This is a genomic window from Gemmatimonadales bacterium, from assembly GCA_030697825.1.
GTDB lineage: Bacteria > Gemmatimonadota > Gemmatimonadetes > Gemmatimonadales > JACORV01 > JACORV01.
Genome location: JAUYOW010000331.1, coordinates 14,518 through 31,449, shown reverse-complemented (window position 1 = coordinate 31,449; position 16,932 = coordinate 14,518). Strand labels below are relative to the sequence as shown.

The window sequence follows — 16,932 nt, the reverse complement described above, 5'->3', positions numbered from 1 at the left end:
CTTTTGTTCGCGAAGTCGAATCTAACGTGGTTGGGGGCCGAAAAGATAGGGCTGGATGACGGCCGTCGCCTCGGGGCCGAGGAGAGGGAGGAAAGCGGCGACTCGCGCCCATCCGGCGCGATGCTCGGCGGCGAAGGTGCGGATCGCTTCCCTGAAGCGTGCTTCGCCGGCGGCACGCCGGGCAGCTTCGAGGGCAGCTGCGCCCTTGGCGAGCAGCAGCGCCAGGCTGGAGTCTCCATCAACACTGAGGCCGGCGAGCGGCGGGTCGTCGTGACCGGCTACTGCCAGGTGCCACGCCGATTCGGCCTCGCGCACCAAACGTTGGCGCACCGTATCGCCCTCGATGACGCCCCGCGCGGCGATAGAGGCCCAGGCCGGGAAGGCGTCGGTGATCCACGCCGAGCCCGGGCCGGCCGCGGCGATCGCGCCTCCCCACCATGAGCGCGCCATCTCACGAAAGATGAGGTTTGCCGGCGGCAACACTCCCGCGCCGACGAAGAGCACGCCTGGGGCTCCCCGGACCCCATCGAGCGTGCCCTCGACAATCGAGATGTCAGAGGTTTCGAGCGGGCCGAAGGCCCGCGAATAGAAGGACCAGCCGCGGGCGACCTGCGCGACGAGTGAGTCGTTCAGGGGGTTAGGGGCCGCCTCGCCGGAGTCGCGGAGAAAGACCTTGAGGCGCAGCCGTCCCACATCGCGGGACTCGGTCCGGTAGTTCGCGATCGCAAAACCCGAGGCGCCCACCGCGGCGTCATCCGCGAGCCACGTCATCCTCCGCCTGCCGAGGGCAGTGACTTCCGAAGTGAGCCGGCCCGGCGCCACCGCACGCCGCTCCCCCGGCAGATCGAAGCGCAGCGTCTGGCGGGCGCGCGGCACCTGTGCGTATTGGCCGGACGAGTCCGTCGGCGACTGGACGCGCGGGATCCAATCCGGGAGAACGAGTGCTTCTTCCCGGGTGATACGGACATCACGCGCCGCCCCGGTGCGATCGGGTGTGGCGTGATAGTAGACGGTGACCGTGCTCTGGCCCTGCGGCGCCACTCTGGCCCCGAGCGCTACTCGTTGCACCGGGCCCGAACCCAGCGGGATCGAGCGCCCCAGGCCCGCGCGCACACTGTCCGCCACCAGGAACGGCGCCAGCCAGAAAGCGACCGAGTCACGCGGCACGATATCGTCGTTCGCGAGATCGAGGCGCGCGGTCAAGTCCAGCCGCGGCTGGGTCGTGTCGTACCGCACCAGTGCGTCATAGGCCTGGAGGCGCCACGGCGAGGCGCGCAACGCGCTCCACATCGCCGTCCGCGGGCGCCGCGCCTCATCCGCGGCGGTCTGCGGCGAGGCGCGCTCGCCCGGGGCCCCGCGAATGCGGATCCCGTCGAAGACTCGCTCGTAGCCGGCCGCGATGGAGTCGCGCGGCAGGCCGCGCGGATACCTGAACTGGAGCAGGATGAGGTCCCCGCCGCGTGCCACGAGGTACTCCTCGACGTCCAGCACGGCGTGGTCGATGGTGCCCCCCATCACCACGTGGATGGCCGGAAGCCCGACCACCGTCATCGAGTCGCGCGTGAGGAGCGTGAAGGACGGCCCGAGGGTAGCCTGCCACGAGGTGAGCACCCGCTGGTCCGCTACCTGGCCGATCGGCACGTCGCGGTTGAAGGTCGTCAGCACGAGCGCGCCCCAAAGCTGCTCGCGCAGGGAGGCGTCGCGAGGATGGAAGATGACGGTGGTCGTGCCACGGCTCGACGCCGGCTCGAAGACCCAGTCGTCGAAGGGGCGGGGAAGCGAGACGCCGTACAGCGAGTCACGGTAGACGGGGACGTCGAGGGTCGTCGGCTGCTGCGGCGCGGCGGCCGTGGCGAGGGCGAGGAGCAGGCTGAGCACGCTTCGATGCTACTCGCGGGCCGCTTCCCGCGCTACATTCGGCGCCTCATGCTAGCCGCTTTCCTGGCCGGGATCCTCGGCGGAATCGTGTACTGCCTGCCCGTGAGCGCGGTCAACGTCGAGATCATCCGGCGCGGCCTCACGGGTGGGTTCATGGCCGCGCTGATGGTCTCCCTGGGCGCGATCGTCGGGGATGCCGTATGGCTCACGGTCGCGGTCGGCGGCGCGGAACTGATCATGTCCCGGCTTTCGCTGCGGGTGACGATCGGCGGCGCCGGGGCCGCGTTGCTGCTCTGGCTGGCGTGGAGCGCATACCAACATTCGCGGCGCGAGCCGGAGCTGACCCCCGCCGAGCGAACGAGCCATGGGCGCGCTTTCGCGGTAGGTGCGCTGCTATGCCTGGCGAGCCCGTTCGCTGTCGTCGTGCTGCTGGCGGTGATCGGGTCGGTCGGGGCGGGGATCGGCGGCGGCGACTTCGCCACGCGCTCGTCGCTCTACGGCGGCATCTTTGTGGGCGCGGTCATCTACGGGTTGGTGGTCTCGGGGCTGTGCGCCTGGGGCCGGCGGTTCGTCACCCGGCGAGCGCTCCAGCTGGTGGACGTGGGCGCGGCGGCCATCTTCGCGGCGCTCGGCCTTTACCTCACCTGGCAGACCATCCATATTCCGCGATGACAGGGGTGCCCGCCAAGGCGGGCTGAGATCACACCCTTTGAACCTGACCCGGCTGATACCGGCGTAGGGAGTCGCGAATGAAAGTCACCCAGATGCACTTCGCCCGGAAGGGCGAGATCACCAACGCGATGCGGTTCGTCGCCGAGCGGGAAGAGCTCAAGCCCGAGCTGGTGCGCGCCGAAGTGGCGCGCGGGCGGCTCGTCATCCCGGCCAACGTCAATCACCTGAAGGGCCGTCTCGAGCCGATGGGCATCGGCACCGTGGCGCGCGTCAAGATAAACGCCAACATCGGCAACTCGGCGGTGACGAGCGACGTCGAAGGGGAGCTGGAGAAGCTCCACTTCGCGGTGCACTTCGGGTCGGACACGGTCATGGACCTCTCCACCGGCGGCGGGATCGACCAGATCCGGGAGGCGATCGTCGCGGCGAGCCCGGTGCCGATCGGCACGGTGCCGCTGTACCAGGTAGTGCAGTCGGTGAAGGAAGTGCCCGACATCACGCCCCAGATGCTGCTCGGCAACCTCGAGCACCAGGCGCGGCAGGGCGTGGACTACTGGACCATCCACTGCGGCATCCTGCTGGAGCACCTGCCGCTGGTGATGGGTCGGGTGACGGGGATCGTGAGCCGCGGCGGCTCGCTGATGGCCGAGTGGATGGTGGCGCATAGGGAGCAGAACCCGTTCTACACCCACTTCGACGAGGTATGCGAGATCGCGGCGGAGTACGACGTCACCCTCTCGCTGGGTGACTCGCTCAGGCCGGGCTCGGTCGCCGACTCGACCGACCAGGCGCAGCTGGCCGAGCTCAAGGTGCTGGGCGAGCTCACGGAGAAGGCGTGGGCGCGCGACGTGCAGGTGATGGTCGAGGGGCCGGGCCACATCCCGATGCACGAGATCGAGATGAACGTGCGGCTCCAGCAGCAGTGGTGCCACGAGGCGCCGTTCTACACGCTGGGCCCGCTGGTCACCGACATCGCGCCCGGCTACGACCATATCACCAGCGCGATCGGCGCGGCGATGATCGGCTGGTACGGGGCCTCGATGCTCTGCTACGTGACCCCCAAGGAGCACCTCGGCCTGCCCAACAAGGACGACGTGCGCGAGGGGGTGATCGCCTACAAGATCGCGGCCCACGCCGCCGACCTGGCGCGCGGGCGCAAGGGCGCGCGCGACCGCGACGACGCGCTCTCGCGGGCGCGGTTCAAGTTCGACTGGAACGAGCAGTTCCGGCTGTCGCTCGATCCGGAAAGGGCGCAGGCGTACCACGACGAGACCTTGCCGGCCGAGTACTTCAAGAGCGCGGAGTTCTGCTCGATGTGCGGGCCCAAGTTCTGCTCGATGCACATCACGCGGAAGTTGGAGGAGGGGATCGCCGAACTGGCGGCGGAGCAGGGGGCCGCGCGGGAGCCGGCGGGCGCGCTGGGCGACTAGCCGCGTTGGTGACGAGCTGGTGACAGTGTGGTGATGCCGGTGAGCTAGGTTGAGCCAGCACTCGACCCCGGGTCGCGTGCTACGAGCGAAGCGAAAGGAGCCCTCCCCGGGCTTGCCCCGGAGAGGGCTCCTGCTCTCGCCCAGGTGAATCGAACCCATTTCCGACGTGGCCGCCGTCACCACCCCCGGGGAGACAGCAACTCATCTACTTTCTTGCCGTGCCGGCGCTCGGCGCGACATATTGGCAGCCATCCACCAGCTCGCCCATCACTCTGACCACCGAGGACGCGTGCACCGTTTCCGTGTGCTCCTTGCCCAAGGTGCGCTGCTCCTCGTTGCCGCGGCCCCCGCACTGGGGCAGAACGGTGTGGCCAAGCTCGACCCGTTGCTGCGCCCGTTCCGCGACGCGGACGTCGTCGCGCGCGCCAATGGCGTCACCCGGGTCGAAGACGTGGCCGCCGCCGTGGGACTCCCCAGCGCAAACCAGATCGTCCTCACGCGAGGTCCCGGACGGGTTGAGATGTTCGTGGACGCGTTCATCTCGCTGACGGATTCGATCCCCGGCCTCATCGAGGCGGTGGGCGGCGAGGTACGCGTCCTGGCGGGTTCGCTCATTGGCGCGCGCCTCCCGCTCTCCGCGCTCGCCGGGCTCGAAGGCGATCCCAGGGTGCGGTACATCCAGGCCGCCCACTACGTGCGCCTGCGCAACGACCTCGCGATGGTCGATATCCGGGCCAATCTGGTCCGCAGCGTCTCCGGTACGACGTTTACCGGCGCCACCGGCAGCAACGTCATCGTGGGCATCCTCGATACCGGCATCGACTTCCGGCACGGGGACTTCCGGAACCCCGACGGCACGAGCCGGCTCCTCTACCTCTGGGACCAGACCGTGTCGGGCACGCCGCCCGGCGTGATCGGCGGACAGAGCTTCAGTCGAGGCAACGAGTGCAACGCCGCCCTGATCAACGCCAACGGCTGCAGCCAACAAGACACCTTCGGCCACGGGACGCACGTCGCCGGCATCGCCGCCGGAAACGGCGCCGCGACCGGCGCTGGCCAGCCGGCGTACCAGTACACCGGCGTGGCACCGAATGCGAACCTCATCGTGGTGAAGGGCGGCAACGGCAGCTTCTCGACCCTGAACATCATCGAGGGCATCCAGTACATCTTCAAGCGTGCGACGACCCTAGGCCGGCCGGCGGTCGTGAACCTCAGCCTTGGGGGGCAGTTCGGGCCGCACGACGGGACCATGGCCGAAGAGCAGGCGATCGACTCGCTCTCGGGGCCCGGCAAGATCGTGGTGATCTCGGCGGGCAACGAGGGGAGCAACCAGAACAACATTGGAACCGGCAGCAACACGCCGTTTCTGATCCACGCGGCGCGCACCCTCAACACGGGCGACACGGCTCAGTTCACGGTGGTCGTCCCGTCCTACTCCGGGGCCACCGGCGCGTCGAACGACTTCGTCCTGCTCACGATGTGGTACGACGCGCGCGACACCGTGACGGTGACGGTCACCCGACCGAACGGGACATCCTTCTCCCGGCGCACCGGCGACGCCGCCGCCGCGACCGACGACGCGCAGGGACGTATCTTCATTGACAACGCCTCCTCCGGGCTCGCGCCGCAGAACCTCGACCGACAAGTGGAGATCGAGTTCTTCGACGCTGTGGCGACCCAGACACCGGCTCCAGGTACCTGGCGGGTCACCGTCCAGATGAACCGCCGTCTGGGGAACGGGCGCTTCGACACCTGGCTCTACGCCTCGCAGCTCGGTGCCACGTTCCTCGAAGCCCAGATCGTCGGCGGCGGGGACAACGGCAACATCGTCGGGTCGCCGGGGAACGCCTCGCGGGCCATCACCGTCGCGGCGCACACCACCAGGCTGTCCTGGAACTCGCAGGGCGGAAACAATGTCGCATTCACGGTTCGCTCCACACTCGGAGATCTCGCCACCTTCTCGTCGTCCGGTCCATCGCGACCCGTCCGCGATGCGGTGGCACGCCAGAAGCCGGACATTTCGGCTCCGGGCACCGCGATCTTCTCGTCGCTTTCGATCAACACGACCCCGGCTCCGAACCCGCTGTTGGTGGGCACCGACGGCGTACACACCATCGCGGGCGGCACGTCGATGTCGGCCCCGATGGTGACGGGCTCGACGGCCTTGCTCCTCGAACGCAACCCGGGACTCACCCCGGAACTGGTGCGCGCCATTCTCGCGGGGAGCGCGCGTTCGGACGGCTTCACGGCCGTCGCCTACAACACGGCGAGCGGCTCGCCGGTCGGCGCACCGCTCCCCAATGCGTCGTGGGGGTATGGCAAGCTCGACGTGCAGATGGCGCTGGGCGCGACGCCCGCCAACCTGACCGCGACCGCGGGACCTTCGAACGGCAGCCTAGGCGGTCCCTTCGTGTTGCCGCGTTCGATCATCCCCTCGCTTCAGGTTCGTCTGTCGGGCAGCCAGACGGACGCCTTCACGCTCACCGGCATCCGCCTGCGGTCGACGGGGACCGGCAACGACGCCACGGGCGTGATCGGCGTTTCGCTTTACGCGGACGTGGACAGCACCGGCACGGTGGGCGGAAGCGAGGTGCTGCTGGGAACGGTCGCGGTTCCCACCAACGATGGTGAGGCCGTCTTCACGGGGCTCTCCCTCAACCTCCCGGTCAGCGCCAACGTCTACCTGCTCGCGGCGTACGCCCTGAACGGCACACCGACCAACGGACAGACGTTCCAGCTCAACCTCGAGGCGGCGGCGAACATCACCGCTCAGAAGGTGAGCGACGCCAGCGATGTCACCTTCTCGGGCATCGCGATCAGCGGAGGCGTGGTGCGTGCCCAGGCCATCGGTACGGTGGCGGCCTCCTCGGGCGGTGCGCTTGTTTCCAGCGTTGCGACGACCGGCCAGCCCAATGTCGTGCTCCTGCGCCTCAACGCGACGCCCGATGCCTCCGAGGGATTCTCGCTGCGTCGGTTCGTCGGCACGATAGGCGGCACGGCGACGCCAGCCGCTTCGCTGCAGAACCTGCGTCTGGTGCGGGACGCCAACGGCAACGGCGTGTTCGACACCGGTGACAGCAGCGAGGCGACCATCGCGAGCACCGTCACCGGCGCGACGGTCGCCGCGAGCTTCACGCCGAGCGGCGACCCGCGGGCGAGCGCCGCGACGACCAAGAACTGGCTCGTGGTGGCCGACTTCCCGATCACGGCGACCGTGGGCGGCACGATCGACTTCCGGACGGACTCGCTCTCGGGACGCGGCCTGGTCACCGACAGCGCCATCGTCACGACCGGGTTACCGGTCACCGGCAGCAGCCTGAACATCATCCAATCCACGCTCGCCTACGGCGGGCCGGTGCTGGACACCGCCGCCGTGCTGCGCACGGCGACCGCCCTGGCGCTGGCTCACGTGCGGTTCGTTGTCCAGGGGGAGTCCACGATCGTCGACTCGCTCATCCTACGCACCACCGGCAATCTGGCGGCGAACTCGCTGACCAACATGCGCCTCGTCGCCGACCTCGACTCCAATGGGGTGGCCGGCAGCGGCGAGCCGGTGCTGGCCACCTCCCTCAACATCAGCGGGGGAGTCGTTCGCGTCCTGCCCGGCAACGGGGGGATCCTGCCGCCCGGAGACCGGTGGTGGGTGGTACTCGGCGACGGCGCCGATAACGCCACCTGGGGACAGGCGATCCAGTTCCGGCTCGACAGCGCCGACGTCTACGCGCGGGGCAAGAACAGCGGCACGCGCCCCGTCAAGCTCGGGCCGGTGAGCTTCTCCTTCCGACGGTTCACGATCGGCGGTCAGGCCGCCCTCGCCGTCGCGCCGGGGCCGAGCCCGCCAACGGCACGGCTTCAGGTGGGGGCGCTGGCGGCGCTCCAGCTCACCATCGGCGCCACGAGCCTGGAAGGTGCCCGGGTGGACTCGCTCCGTGTGTCCGCGACGAGCGGCAACTCCCTGAGCGCACTCGTGCAGCAGCTGGCGCTCTACCGGGACTCCGCAGGCACCGGCATGGTGCCGAGCGGACCGCCGCTCGCCACAGTAAACAACCCTTTCGCGGCCGGGGCGAGCGCGACCTTCAAAGGGCTCAACCATAACGTTGCGGCGGGTGGCTCGCAGACGCTGCTCGCCGTTCTCACCCTGACGGATCGGCTCCGTCAGGGAGACACGCTTGGGCTGACGCCCGCGACGGTGTACGCGACTGGTCTTCTCTCGACGCTTCCCGCGACGGTGTCGCTCGCGGGATCGAGCACGCTCGGATCGGCCACGATCCTCGCCGCCGGCGAAGCGTTCATCTTCTCGGAGAACCCGGTCCGGAACGGGCAGGTGATCTTCAGCTACGACCAGATTCCCCGGTCCGTCGCGATCTACAGCTTCTCGGGACTCCGGGTGCGCCTGTTGGAACAGCTCCCGCCCAACCGCTACGTATGGGACGTGCGCGGCGAGTCACCCGGACTTCCTAACGGCATGTACCTGGTGGTGATCGACACCGGCACCGGCATCCTGCGGCGGCGCCTCATGATTCTCAGCCCGTCACGCTAAGGCGGTACCCATGACCATGCGAACCGTCGTCTCCGCCCTCGCGCTCGCGGCCGCTTCCACGGCGGCCGCCTCCGCCCAGACCGTGGACCGCGCCAACGGCGAGTCCGGCGCCACCGTACTCCAGCTCACCACCGTGCCGCGCGCCGCCGCGATGGGCGGCGCCCTCACCGCCACGGGCGGGATCGCCAGCCTGTTCGCCAACCCGGCCGGGCTCGCGACCGTGGCGGGTTTCACGCTGCACGCATCCGGGCAGACCATCTTCGACGGCGCGAAGGCAGGCTCCATGGCGCTCGGCTTCCGCGCCTCTGCTCTCAGGGTCGCGGTCGGGGCCCGCTACCTCAACCTCGGCTCCATCGATGAGCTGGTGTGCAACGGCTGCGGCGGCCAAGGCACACCTACGGGAAACTCCCTGTCGGCGAATGAGCTGGCCGCGACCGGCGCGGCGGCCTTCACGCTTGGCCGCTCGCTGAGCGTGGGTGCCGCGGTCAACTACTATTCGACGACCGTCGCTGACGAATCCGGCTCCTCCATGAGCTTCTCAGCCGGGCTCCGGCTGCCGGCACGCGCCGGCGCGCCCGTGTCCGTGGGGGCGAGCGTCCAGTTCGTCGGCGGCAGCGTGGACCTGGCAGACTTCTCCTCGCCGTTGCCGCAAACCCTGCGCGCCGGCATCGAGCTCCGGCCGCTGCGCCCGGAAGGCTCGCTGCACCTGGCCCTGGCCGCCGACTACGTCGGCCTCAAGGGTGCGCCCGGCCGTATCGTGGGCGGCGCCGAGCTGGGCCTCGGAAGACCGGGGAGCTTCGAGCTGCTCGGGCGCTTCGGATTCGCTTCGGGGGCGGACGCGGATTACGGGACCAAGGCGATCAGCTTCGGCGGCGGACTGGTCCTCGGCCCGCTCACCTTGGACTACGCCTACCAGGGCTCGAACGTGTTTGGCACTCAGCAGCGTTTGGGGGTCACCGTCGGACGCTGAGCCACGAAAAGGAGACGGCCGCGTGCGGGCTTGACACCGCATCGGCCGTCCCTTAAATCGCGCCAAGGAGCCTGAACACCGGTCCGAAACGCCTTATGGCTGGAGCACATAGATGCCGTACGTGATTGCTCAACCCTGCGTCGACGTCAAAGACCGTTCGTGCGTGGACGTCTGCCCCGTAGATTGCATCTACGAAGGGGAGACGATGCTCTACATCCACCCCGACGAGTGCATCGACTGCGGCGCCTGCGAGCCGGAGTGCCCCGTCACGGCGATCTTCCCCGAAGAGGACGTCCCGCCGCAGTGGAAAGAGTACATCGCGATGAACAAGGACGTCTTCGCGAGCGACAATCCGCCGGGGAAGCCGCTGAAGAAAGCGTAGCTACCTCACCGCTTCCAGGAACTCTGCGAACACCCGGCTCACCGCTGTGGGCGCCTCCAGGCACGTCACGTGGCCGGCGCTCGGAATGATCGTCATCGCGGCTGACGGGATCGCCGCGGTCATCGCCTTCGCCAAAGCCGGCGGCGTCAGCTCGTCTTCCTGCCCCACCACGACCAGCGTCGGCACATCGATCGTCGGAAGCAACGCCGTGGAGTCAGGCCGGTCGCGCATGGCGCGCAGCGCCCCGACGATACCCGGCACCGACGCCCGGCCGATGATCTCCCTCAGCCTGTCCACGACCTGCGGCTGGGTCTGCTGCGTCGAGCGGCCGAGCAGGCGCGGGATCATCAGCTCCGCGATGGCCGTCGCCCCCTTCGACACCGCCAGCGCAGCCGCCTCGTCGCGAGCGCGCTTCGCGTCCTCGTCGTCAGCCTCCGCCCGCGTGTCGGCGAGGATCAGCCCCGCCACCCGGATCCGGTGACGCCGCAACATCTCGAAAGCGATGTACCCCCCCAGCGAAAGCCCGGCGATCACAGCCTTGTCTATCCGCAGACGATCGAGCAGCCGCGCCAAGTCATCGGCATAGGCCGCCATCGAGTACCCTTCGGCCGGCGCGTCGGATAGACCTAGACCGCGGAGGTCCGGCGCGATGCGCCGCCACCCGGCGAGGGTGGCTACCTGGTGCGCCCAGATGGAGCGGTCGAGCGGGTAGCCGTGGATGAGGAGCAGCGCCGGCCCGTCGCCTCGGACGTCCGCGGCCAGCGTGACCTCGCCTACGTCGTAACGCACCACCTCGCCGACGCGGGTCGAAACCCGCGTCCCGAACAGGCCCCCGATCTCCTCCGGCACCGGGGTGGGGTTCCCTGAGCCGTCTATCATCACGAAGACCAGATGGGCCTCGGCCACGAGCGCGCCGTCGGACGAACGCTTGGCGCGCTGGCGCAGCTCCATCGACGTTCGCCCCAGCTTCTCCATCTGCACTTCGATCTCGAGCACGTCGCCCGGAAACGCGGGCAGGTGATAATCCACCGTCGCGCGCCGAACGGCGGGCCACACGCCATGGCGCCGGAAAAGATCCTTCCCCGCCGTCTTGGCGATGGCCTCCCAGCGCGCGCGCTCGAAGACCTGGAGGTACGCAGCTTCGTTGAGGTGGCCATACGAATCGCAGTCGTACGGGTAGACGGTGATGGTGACGGGAGGGAGTCGGCTCACGATATAGGACGTCGAAGAGTTGAAGGTCGAAGAAGAAAAGACGTTGAAGGTCCAAAGGTAGCTGAGCGAAGGTACCTTGGCGAGCGTCGCGGCCGAGTCTTGTTCGCGAGGTTTCCACCTCCGGATGTACGCGCCACTGCAAATAGTAGCGTCAGTATCGAGACATCATAAATACATCATAGCGTCAGTTATTAGCTAGGTCTGCCGTCTGTCAACACATCATCTACACATCAACACGTCATTGTTGAAGAATCCGTGAGTATCGACGTGGATAGGTGGAAACAGCGACTGCCCGGCAGTTGCGCCAAGCCGCGTCGCCCGGCGAGCTTCCTTGATTATGGTGACCGCGCCGAAAGGGCCCACGCCGCACCGGTATGTCAGCACCGCCGCCGAGCTTGAGGCGTTGGTGCAGCGGGTGGGGAAGGAACCACTGGTCGCGGTCGATACGGAGGCCGCAAGCTTCCACCGTTTCGTCGACCGGATCTACCTGATCCAGCTCTCCAGCCGTCGCGAGACGGCGATCATCGACCCGCTCACGGTGACCGACGTCAGCACCCTCGGCGCGCTGCTCGCCGACCCCAAGGTCGAGGTCGTGTTCCACGACGCCGATTACGACCTCCGCATCCTTGACCGGGACTACGGCGTTCGGGCCCGGCGTCTCTTCGACACGAGAATCGCTTCGCAGCTCCTCGGCGAGCCGGCCATCGGCCTGGCGGCGCTGCTCGAGAAGCATGTGGGCGTGACGCTCGACAAGAAGTACCAGCGCGCTGACTGGTCGCGCCGGCCGCTCCCGCCCGAGATGCTCGACTATGCCGCGACCGACACCCGATATCTCCCAGCGCTAAGGGACACGCTCCGCGCCGCACTCGAGGCCAACGGGCGTCTGGCGTGGGCGGAAGAGGAGTTCGTGCGACTGGAGAAGCTGCGTTGGTCACCGCCGCAGACCAACGGTGATTCGTACCTGCGGGTCAAGGGCGCACGGCTATTGTCGCGGCGCGGCCTGGCGCTCTTGCGCGAGCTGGTCCACTGGCGGGACGAGGTCGCGGCAGAGCTGGACCGGGCGAGCTTCCGCGTGGTCTCCAACGAAGCTCTCCTCGATCTGGCGGGCGCGGGACCGCGGACGCCTGAGGCGCTCAAGGACTGGAAAGGCATCTCCCCGCGGATCGTGGAGCAGCGTAGCGATGCGCTCCTTGGAGCTATCGAGCGTGGCCTCGCGGTGCCGGAAAAGGAGTTGCCGCGCTTTCCGCACGGCGAGCGCCGTGCCTCCGACCCGAAGTTCGAAGGGCGCGTCGAGCGGCTCAAGACAGTACGCAACGCGGCGGCCGAGCGACTCGCGCTCGACCCTGGAGTGCTTTGTCCCAAGGGGACGCTGGAAGCGGTGGCGCGGGCGATGCCGAAGGCGGCGGGTGCGCTGCGGACGATCCCCGAGATGCGGAAGTGGCAGGTGGAAGTGCTGGGCGAGGATTTCCTCAAGGCCCTGGCGAGCTAACCCCCCAAGAACGCCCTCAGCCGAGGGTCGATCTGCTCGGGCGTCCAGTAGGGCGTCCAAACCAACTCGATGTCCACCTTTCCGGCACCCTCCAAGCCCTCGATGGCTGCCTGGGCATCGGACATGATCTCGGGGCCGGCCGGGCAGCCGGGCGAAGTCAGCGTCATCTGCACGTGCACATCGGCGGTCTGATCGTCAACGGCGATTTCGTAGACGAGCCCGAGATCGATGATGTTGAGGTTCAGCTCGGGGTCCTTGACCCGGCGCAGCGCCGCTCGGACCTGGTCTTCAGTTGGCATCGGCTCAGAACTCCCTTCGTCACGGCAACGTACCCCAAAGCGCCCCGGCGTTCAACCCGGGAGACCGTTCGGGCAGGTCGCGGACCCACACCCCAGCCGATGACGGTTCCGGGCAACGACCCGGTAGATCGCGGCCGCGACCCTTGGTACGCCGGGTGCTGCGAACGCCCAGGAGAGCGGGGTTCCACCAGGCAGTAGCCGCAGGATCTCGGGGACGGCCGCGGCGCCCGGGAGCACGGCGCCGTCGGGCGCGACGAGGTGCATGGCCTGGTGGAGCGCGCGGAGCGGGATCGAAGGGAGGCCGACCAGGGCCTTCTCTTCCTGAAACGGCACGGCGCGCACGCGGCCGTGGCGATCCCATTGCGCGAGAAGTGCGACGCAACGCCGGCAGAACGCGCAGTCGCCGTCGTAGATGAGCGTCCACTCCCGCGCGGCGGTCACCGCGTGGAGAGACTCAGGTCCAGACGCCAGGGATGCGAGCGGCACAAGATGGGCAGGTGCCCTGGGCCATGATGCGCTGTTGGAGAATTTGGTAGCCAAAGCGCTCGATCAGGAGATCACCGCAGCTGGGGCACCAGGTGTTTTCCCATCGGCCCACCCGACCCGGAAGATTGCCCGCGTACACGAACTGGAGCCCGGTCTCGCGTCCGATCTCACACGCCTTGATGAGATCCGAGGCGGTGGTGTTCCGCGGGTCGGTCATCCTGTAATCCTGATGGAACGCCGTGATGTGCCATGGAATGTCCGGCGAGATAGCCGCAATCGTGCCGGCCATGCGCTTCAAGTCGTCGGGGTGGTCGTTGAAGCCCGGCACTACGAGCGTGACCAGCTCCATCCAGAACCCGCGCTCGTGCACCATCTTCATAGCATCGAGTACGTGCTGGAGCACTCCGCCCAGCTGGCGATAGGCCCGGTCCTGCATGGCCTTGAAGTCGATCTTGTAGCAGTCGGTCCAGGGGCGGATGAAGTCGAGCACTTCCGCGGTGGCGTTGCCATTGGAGATGAAGCACGTCCTGAGTCCAGCCGGACGCGCCACCTTGAAGACATCCAGCGCCCATTCGGCGGTTATCAGCGGCTCGTTGTAGGACGAGCCGATCGCCCGGGCTCCGCGCCCGACGCCGATCTCGACGAGCTGCTCAGCGGTGATGCGTGTGGGCGCGACACCGGCGCCCGGGTCGCGCAGCGCCTGCGAGGTGAGCCAATTCTGGCAGTAGCCGCAATGGAAGTCGCAGCCCAGCATGCCGAAGGTCACGCAGTCGGAGCCGGGGAGCACGTGGAAGAACGGCTTCTTCTCGATCGGATCGGACTGAAGGGCCGCGACGTAGCCGTGCGGCACGTACAGGCTGCCGGCTTCGTTGTAGCGGACCTTGCAGATGCCGCGGCGGCCAAGCTTGATCAGACACCGATGGCCACAGGCGTAGCAGCGGACGGCGTCGTCGGCTTCGGGGTGCCAGAGATGGCCCATCTTGGCGCAATCGTCCAGCGTTTCCTGGAGCGTCGGTCCCGCCGCTTCCCGGCCCGCGAGCAAGCTCGTGATGACGCGCGGACTACCAGCGGCCATGGGTGAATGTTCGCGCCGAACTTGCCGCCGCGCCAGTGGGGTGCTTAGCCTGGGCGCATGAAACGGAAAGCCGTTGCGCGACTTGCGCTTGCCGCGTTTGCGCTGGCTTTCGGGTCGCCGGCGCGCCTGTCCGGTCAGACCTCCGGCGGAATCGACTCGATGCGCCTGCGCGCCCACACCTGGTTCCTCTCGCACGACCTTCTCGAGGGACGGGGGACGGGCCGGCGCGGCGCCGACGTGGCGGCGTTGTACGTTGCCACCGAGGCCGAGCGGATCGGTCTCAGGGGAGCCGGGCCGGCGGGCAGCCCATATCAGCCGGTACCGCTGGTAGAGGCGGAGATCGACCGGACGAATACCTCCATCACCCTGCGCGTGCCGGACCGCGACAGCAACTCCGCGATCGTCTTCCAGTTCTTCTACCCGCGCGGGTTCATCCCCAACGTGGGCACGGCCCGCACCTTGACCGGCTTCTCCGGCGACCTCGTCTACGTCGGCTCGGCGCGCGACATCCTGGTCCACCCCGACCGGCTCCCTGACCTGACCGGCAAGGTCGCGGTCATGCGCGGCGTGTTCGGGCCGGAGGCCGCGGCCGCCGACACGCTGCGCGCTGGCGGAACGACGGGGGTCGTGCAACTCCTGGGCGACCCGGAGCTGTACGGTCTTTACGTGCGAAGCCGCGGGCCGTCGCGCATGTACATCGCGGAGGAGGCTCAGGCGGTCTCGTCTATGATCCCCGACATCCCGGCGGTGATCGCGAGTCCGCAGCTGGAGCAGCGGTTGCTGGAAGGCACCGACGTCGCCGCGGAGGCGGACCGTCCCCGGGCGCTGCCCGGAAGGCGGATCGACGTTCGTATCGCGGTGCGTGCCAGTGCAGTAGCGGCGCGCAACGTGGCGGCAATCATGCCCGGGTCCGATTCGACGCAGCGGGATGCGTTCGTGGTGTACACGGCGCACTACGATCACCTCGGCGTCTCGACACCGGACGAACGCGGGGACTCGATCTACAACGGATTCTCCGACAATGCGTCGGGCACGGCGATGCTGCTGGGGATCGCCGAGGCGATGGTGACGGGGCGACGGCCACCGCGGCCGGTGTTGTTCCTCTGGTTCACGGGCGAGGAGCGCGGCCTGCTCGGCTCGGACTATTTCGCGGCGCACCCTCTCGTGCCGGCCGCCGAAATCGTGGGCGCGATCAACCTCGATGCCGGAGCGCCGCCGGCGCCGGTGGTGAGCTGGCACGTCGCCGGCGGCGACCGCTCGAGCCTCGGGCAGTTGGCCGTGGACGTCGCGCGGCGCGCGGGGTGGGCGGCGGAGGTGCGGCCGGCCTCACCCAACTCGGACTACTTCCCGCTGCTCCGCATCGGAGTGCCGGCCGTCTTCCTCGTGCCCTCGCCCGGTCCGTACGAGGGCCTGACGACGGAGGCCTCGGACGTATTGCGCCGTAGATGGGACCACTACCATCAGGCATCGGACCATTGGGCGGCGAGCTTTCCGTTCGCGGGTCTGCTCCGATACGCCGACTACGCTTACCGGATCGGCTGGGCGCTCGAAACGGGAGCCCGTCCGCGGCTGTTCCCGTCGAAGTAGTCGGGGCAGTTGCCGCTAGCGGTAGCTGCCCATGGGCAGCGCGTAGAGGAGTCGCGCGGTGCGGCGGTCGCGCTCGGTCAGCTCGATGGCCGCGGTCTCAGGGAAGAGTGCGTCGGCGCGGACCGGCGAATGGTTGAGGCCGAGGGCGTGTCCGAGTTCGTGCAGCGCCAGCGCGACCATCTGGCTGCCAACGATCAGGCTCCCGTCGGGAGAGTGGGTGGCGAGGGTCACGGCGACGCGCCGGATCCGCCCCTGCATGTCCCAGGTGACATCGGCGCGGCCGGTCCGGTTGCTGTCCATCTGCCTCACCCAAGTCACTACGATATCGGCGCGCGCCGTGTCGCTCTCCGACTCCATCTGCACGGGGAGCTGGGCGCCGTTCCAGCGCCCGACCGCCCAGGCGACGTTGGCGACGAAGTCCTCGCGGAACCCATCCACCGCCTGCCGGATGACCGAGACCCGGAGCGGTGTCCGCGTGCGTTCCTCCGGCCAGCGGCGCAGCATCGAATCGCCACCCGCGAGCATCTCGACCAGGTAGGTCCCCCCGCTCTCGAGTCGGATGCGCCCCCGAACCTCGGCGTGGCGCGTCGAGTCGGCGGCGGTGGTTGGCCGCGCCGGAGCCGTCGTGCCCGAGAATGCCAGGTCGCCGTCCTGCGACGGTGTGGCGGCCGGGGGCGTGGACGGCGAAGGAGCCTCCAAGTCGATGGGCGAGGCGGACTCGGGCGAGGCCGCGGGAAGATGGGCCGGTATGGCGCGGCGCACGATGTCGACGACCACCGCGCCGAGGAGCAGCGACGCGAACGCCGTCAGCAGGATGCCGGCCTTCCCGGATCTCGCCATCGTCATCGAATCATGGCCTGGCGACGGGCGACGGGCAAACCTGCCGTGATTGCGAAACCGCGCCCGAACGGC

Annotated in this window: 12 protein-coding genes, 1 pseudogene and 1 riboswitch; of the genes and pseudogenes, 7 read left to right on the top strand and 6 right to left on the bottom strand. The window is 68.6% G+C overall.

All coding sequences use genetic code 11. The features are described 5' to 3' along the window. Positions 1-21: 21 nt before the first annotated feature. On the bottom strand, positions 22-1,878 hold the full coding sequence (locus tag Q8Q85_16775; protein ID MDP3775915.1) for a hypothetical protein: 1,857 nt from the start codon (positions 1,876-1,878) through the stop codon (positions 22-24). Between the two features lie 6 nt (positions 1,879-1,884). On the opposite strand from Q8Q85_16775, the gene Q8Q85_16770 reads away from it, so the two are divergent. The 5 genes and pseudogenes from Q8Q85_16770 (at position 1,885) to Q8Q85_16750 (ending at position 9,872) form a co-directional block, all read left to right on the top strand. Further along, positions 1,885-2,550, top strand: a complete 666-nt coding sequence (locus Q8Q85_16770; protein MDP3775914.1) for a LysE family transporter — start codon at positions 1,885-1,887, stop codon at positions 2,548-2,550. Beyond that, a riboswitch (TPP riboswitch) is annotated at positions 2,542-2,637 on the top strand. (Overlaps the previous gene by 9 nt.) Then, a pseudogene (gene thiC, locus Q8Q85_16765) lies at positions 2,625-3,980 on the top strand (phosphomethylpyrimidine synthase ThiC). (Overlaps the previous riboswitch by 13 nt.) 289 nt (positions 3,981-4,269) lie before the next feature. Further along, a complete protein-coding gene (locus Q8Q85_16760) occupies positions 4,270-8,520 on the top strand; it encodes a S8 family peptidase (GenBank protein MDP3775913.1) in 4,251 nt (1,416 codons plus the stop codon). 10 nt (positions 8,521-8,530) lie between these two features. Beyond that, on the top strand, positions 8,531-9,490 hold the full coding sequence (locus tag Q8Q85_16755; protein ID MDP3775912.1) for a hypothetical protein: 960 nt from the start codon (positions 8,531-8,533) through the stop codon (positions 9,488-9,490). A gap of 112 nt (positions 9,491-9,602) precedes the next feature. Further along, the gene (locus tag Q8Q85_16750) at positions 9,603-9,872 is read left to right on the top strand and encodes a ferredoxin family protein (protein ID MDP3775911.1); all 270 of its coding nucleotides are present in this window, start codon (positions 9,603-9,605) and stop codon (positions 9,870-9,872) included. Here Q8Q85_16750 and Q8Q85_16745 read toward each other — a convergent pair whose 3' ends face one another. Further along, positions 9,873-11,084: an alpha/beta fold hydrolase gene (locus tag Q8Q85_16745; protein ID MDP3775910.1), complete on the bottom strand. Its 1,212-nt coding sequence runs from the start codon at positions 11,082-11,084 to the stop codon at positions 9,873-9,875. Positions 11,085-11,424: 340 nt separating this feature from the next. Between Q8Q85_16745 and Q8Q85_16740 the strand changes: the two genes are divergently transcribed. Next, positions 11,425-12,573, top strand: coding sequence for a ribonuclease D (locus Q8Q85_16740; protein ID MDP3775909.1), 1,149 nt, complete (start codon positions 11,425-11,427; stop codon positions 12,571-12,573). On the opposite strand, the gene Q8Q85_16735 is transcribed toward Q8Q85_16740, so the two are convergent. Genes Q8Q85_16735 through amrS form a run of 3 tightly spaced genes read right to left on the bottom strand, consistent with a single transcriptional unit; the run spans position 12,570 to position 14,610 of the window. Next, positions 12,570-12,872 carry a metal-sulfur cluster assembly factor gene (locus Q8Q85_16735; GenBank protein MDP3775908.1) on the bottom strand — a complete coding sequence of 101 codons (303 nt, stop codon included), beginning with the start codon at positions 12,870-12,872 and terminating at the stop codon, positions 12,570-12,572. The two genes, Q8Q85_16740 and Q8Q85_16735, sit on opposite strands and share 4 nt — an antisense overlap. A gap of 51 nt (positions 12,873-12,923) precedes the next feature. After that, on the bottom strand, positions 12,924-13,313 hold the full coding sequence (locus Q8Q85_16730) for a DUF393 domain-containing protein (GenBank protein MDP3775907.1): 390 nt from the start codon (positions 13,311-13,313) through the stop codon (positions 12,924-12,926). 13 nt (positions 13,314-13,326) lie between these two features. After that, a complete protein-coding gene (gene amrS, locus Q8Q85_16725) occupies positions 13,327-14,610 on the bottom strand; it encodes an AmmeMemoRadiSam system radical SAM enzyme (GenBank protein ID MDP3775906.1) in 1,284 nt (427 codons plus the stop codon). Here amrS and Q8Q85_16720 point away from each other — a divergent pair. Then, positions 14,593-16,020, top strand: a complete 1,428-nt coding sequence (locus tag Q8Q85_16720) for a M28 family peptidase (GenBank protein ID MDP3775905.1) — start codon at positions 14,593-14,595, stop codon at positions 16,018-16,020. The two genes, amrS and Q8Q85_16720, sit on opposite strands and share 18 nt — an antisense overlap. A gap of 15 nt (positions 16,021-16,035) precedes the next feature. Here the strand turns inward: Q8Q85_16720 and Q8Q85_16715 are convergent, their stop codons facing one another. Continuing rightward, positions 16,036-16,866, bottom strand: coding sequence for a matrixin family metalloprotease (locus Q8Q85_16715; GenBank protein ID MDP3775904.1), 831 nt, complete (start codon positions 16,864-16,866; stop codon positions 16,036-16,038). Positions 16,867-16,932 lie beyond the last annotated feature (66 nt).

Excerpts from the sequence above, each read along its gene's own strand:
- Q8Q85_16770 (MDP3775914.1), top strand. The coding sequence starts at position 1,885 with ATGCTACTCGCGGGCCGCTTCCCGCGCTACATTCGGCGCCTCATGCTA.
- Q8Q85_16755 (MDP3775912.1), top strand. The coding sequence starts at position 8,531 with ATGACCATGCGAACCGTCGTCTCCGCCCTCGCGCTCGCGGCCGCTTCC.
- Q8Q85_16750 (MDP3775911.1), top strand. The coding sequence starts at position 9,603 with ATGCCGTACGTGATTGCTCAACCCTGCGTCGACGTCAAAGACCGTTCG.
- Q8Q85_16735 (MDP3775908.1), bottom strand. The coding sequence starts at position 12,872 with ATGCCAACTGAAGACCAGGTCCGAGCGGCGCTGCGCCGGGTCAAGGAC.
- Q8Q85_16720 (MDP3775905.1), top strand. The coding sequence starts at position 14,593 with ATGCGCCTGCGCGCCCACACCTGGTTCCTCTCGCACGACCTTCTCGAG.
- Q8Q85_16715 (MDP3775904.1), bottom strand. The coding sequence starts at position 16,866 with ATGACGATGGCGAGATCCGGGAAGGCCGGCATCCTGCTGACGGCGTTC.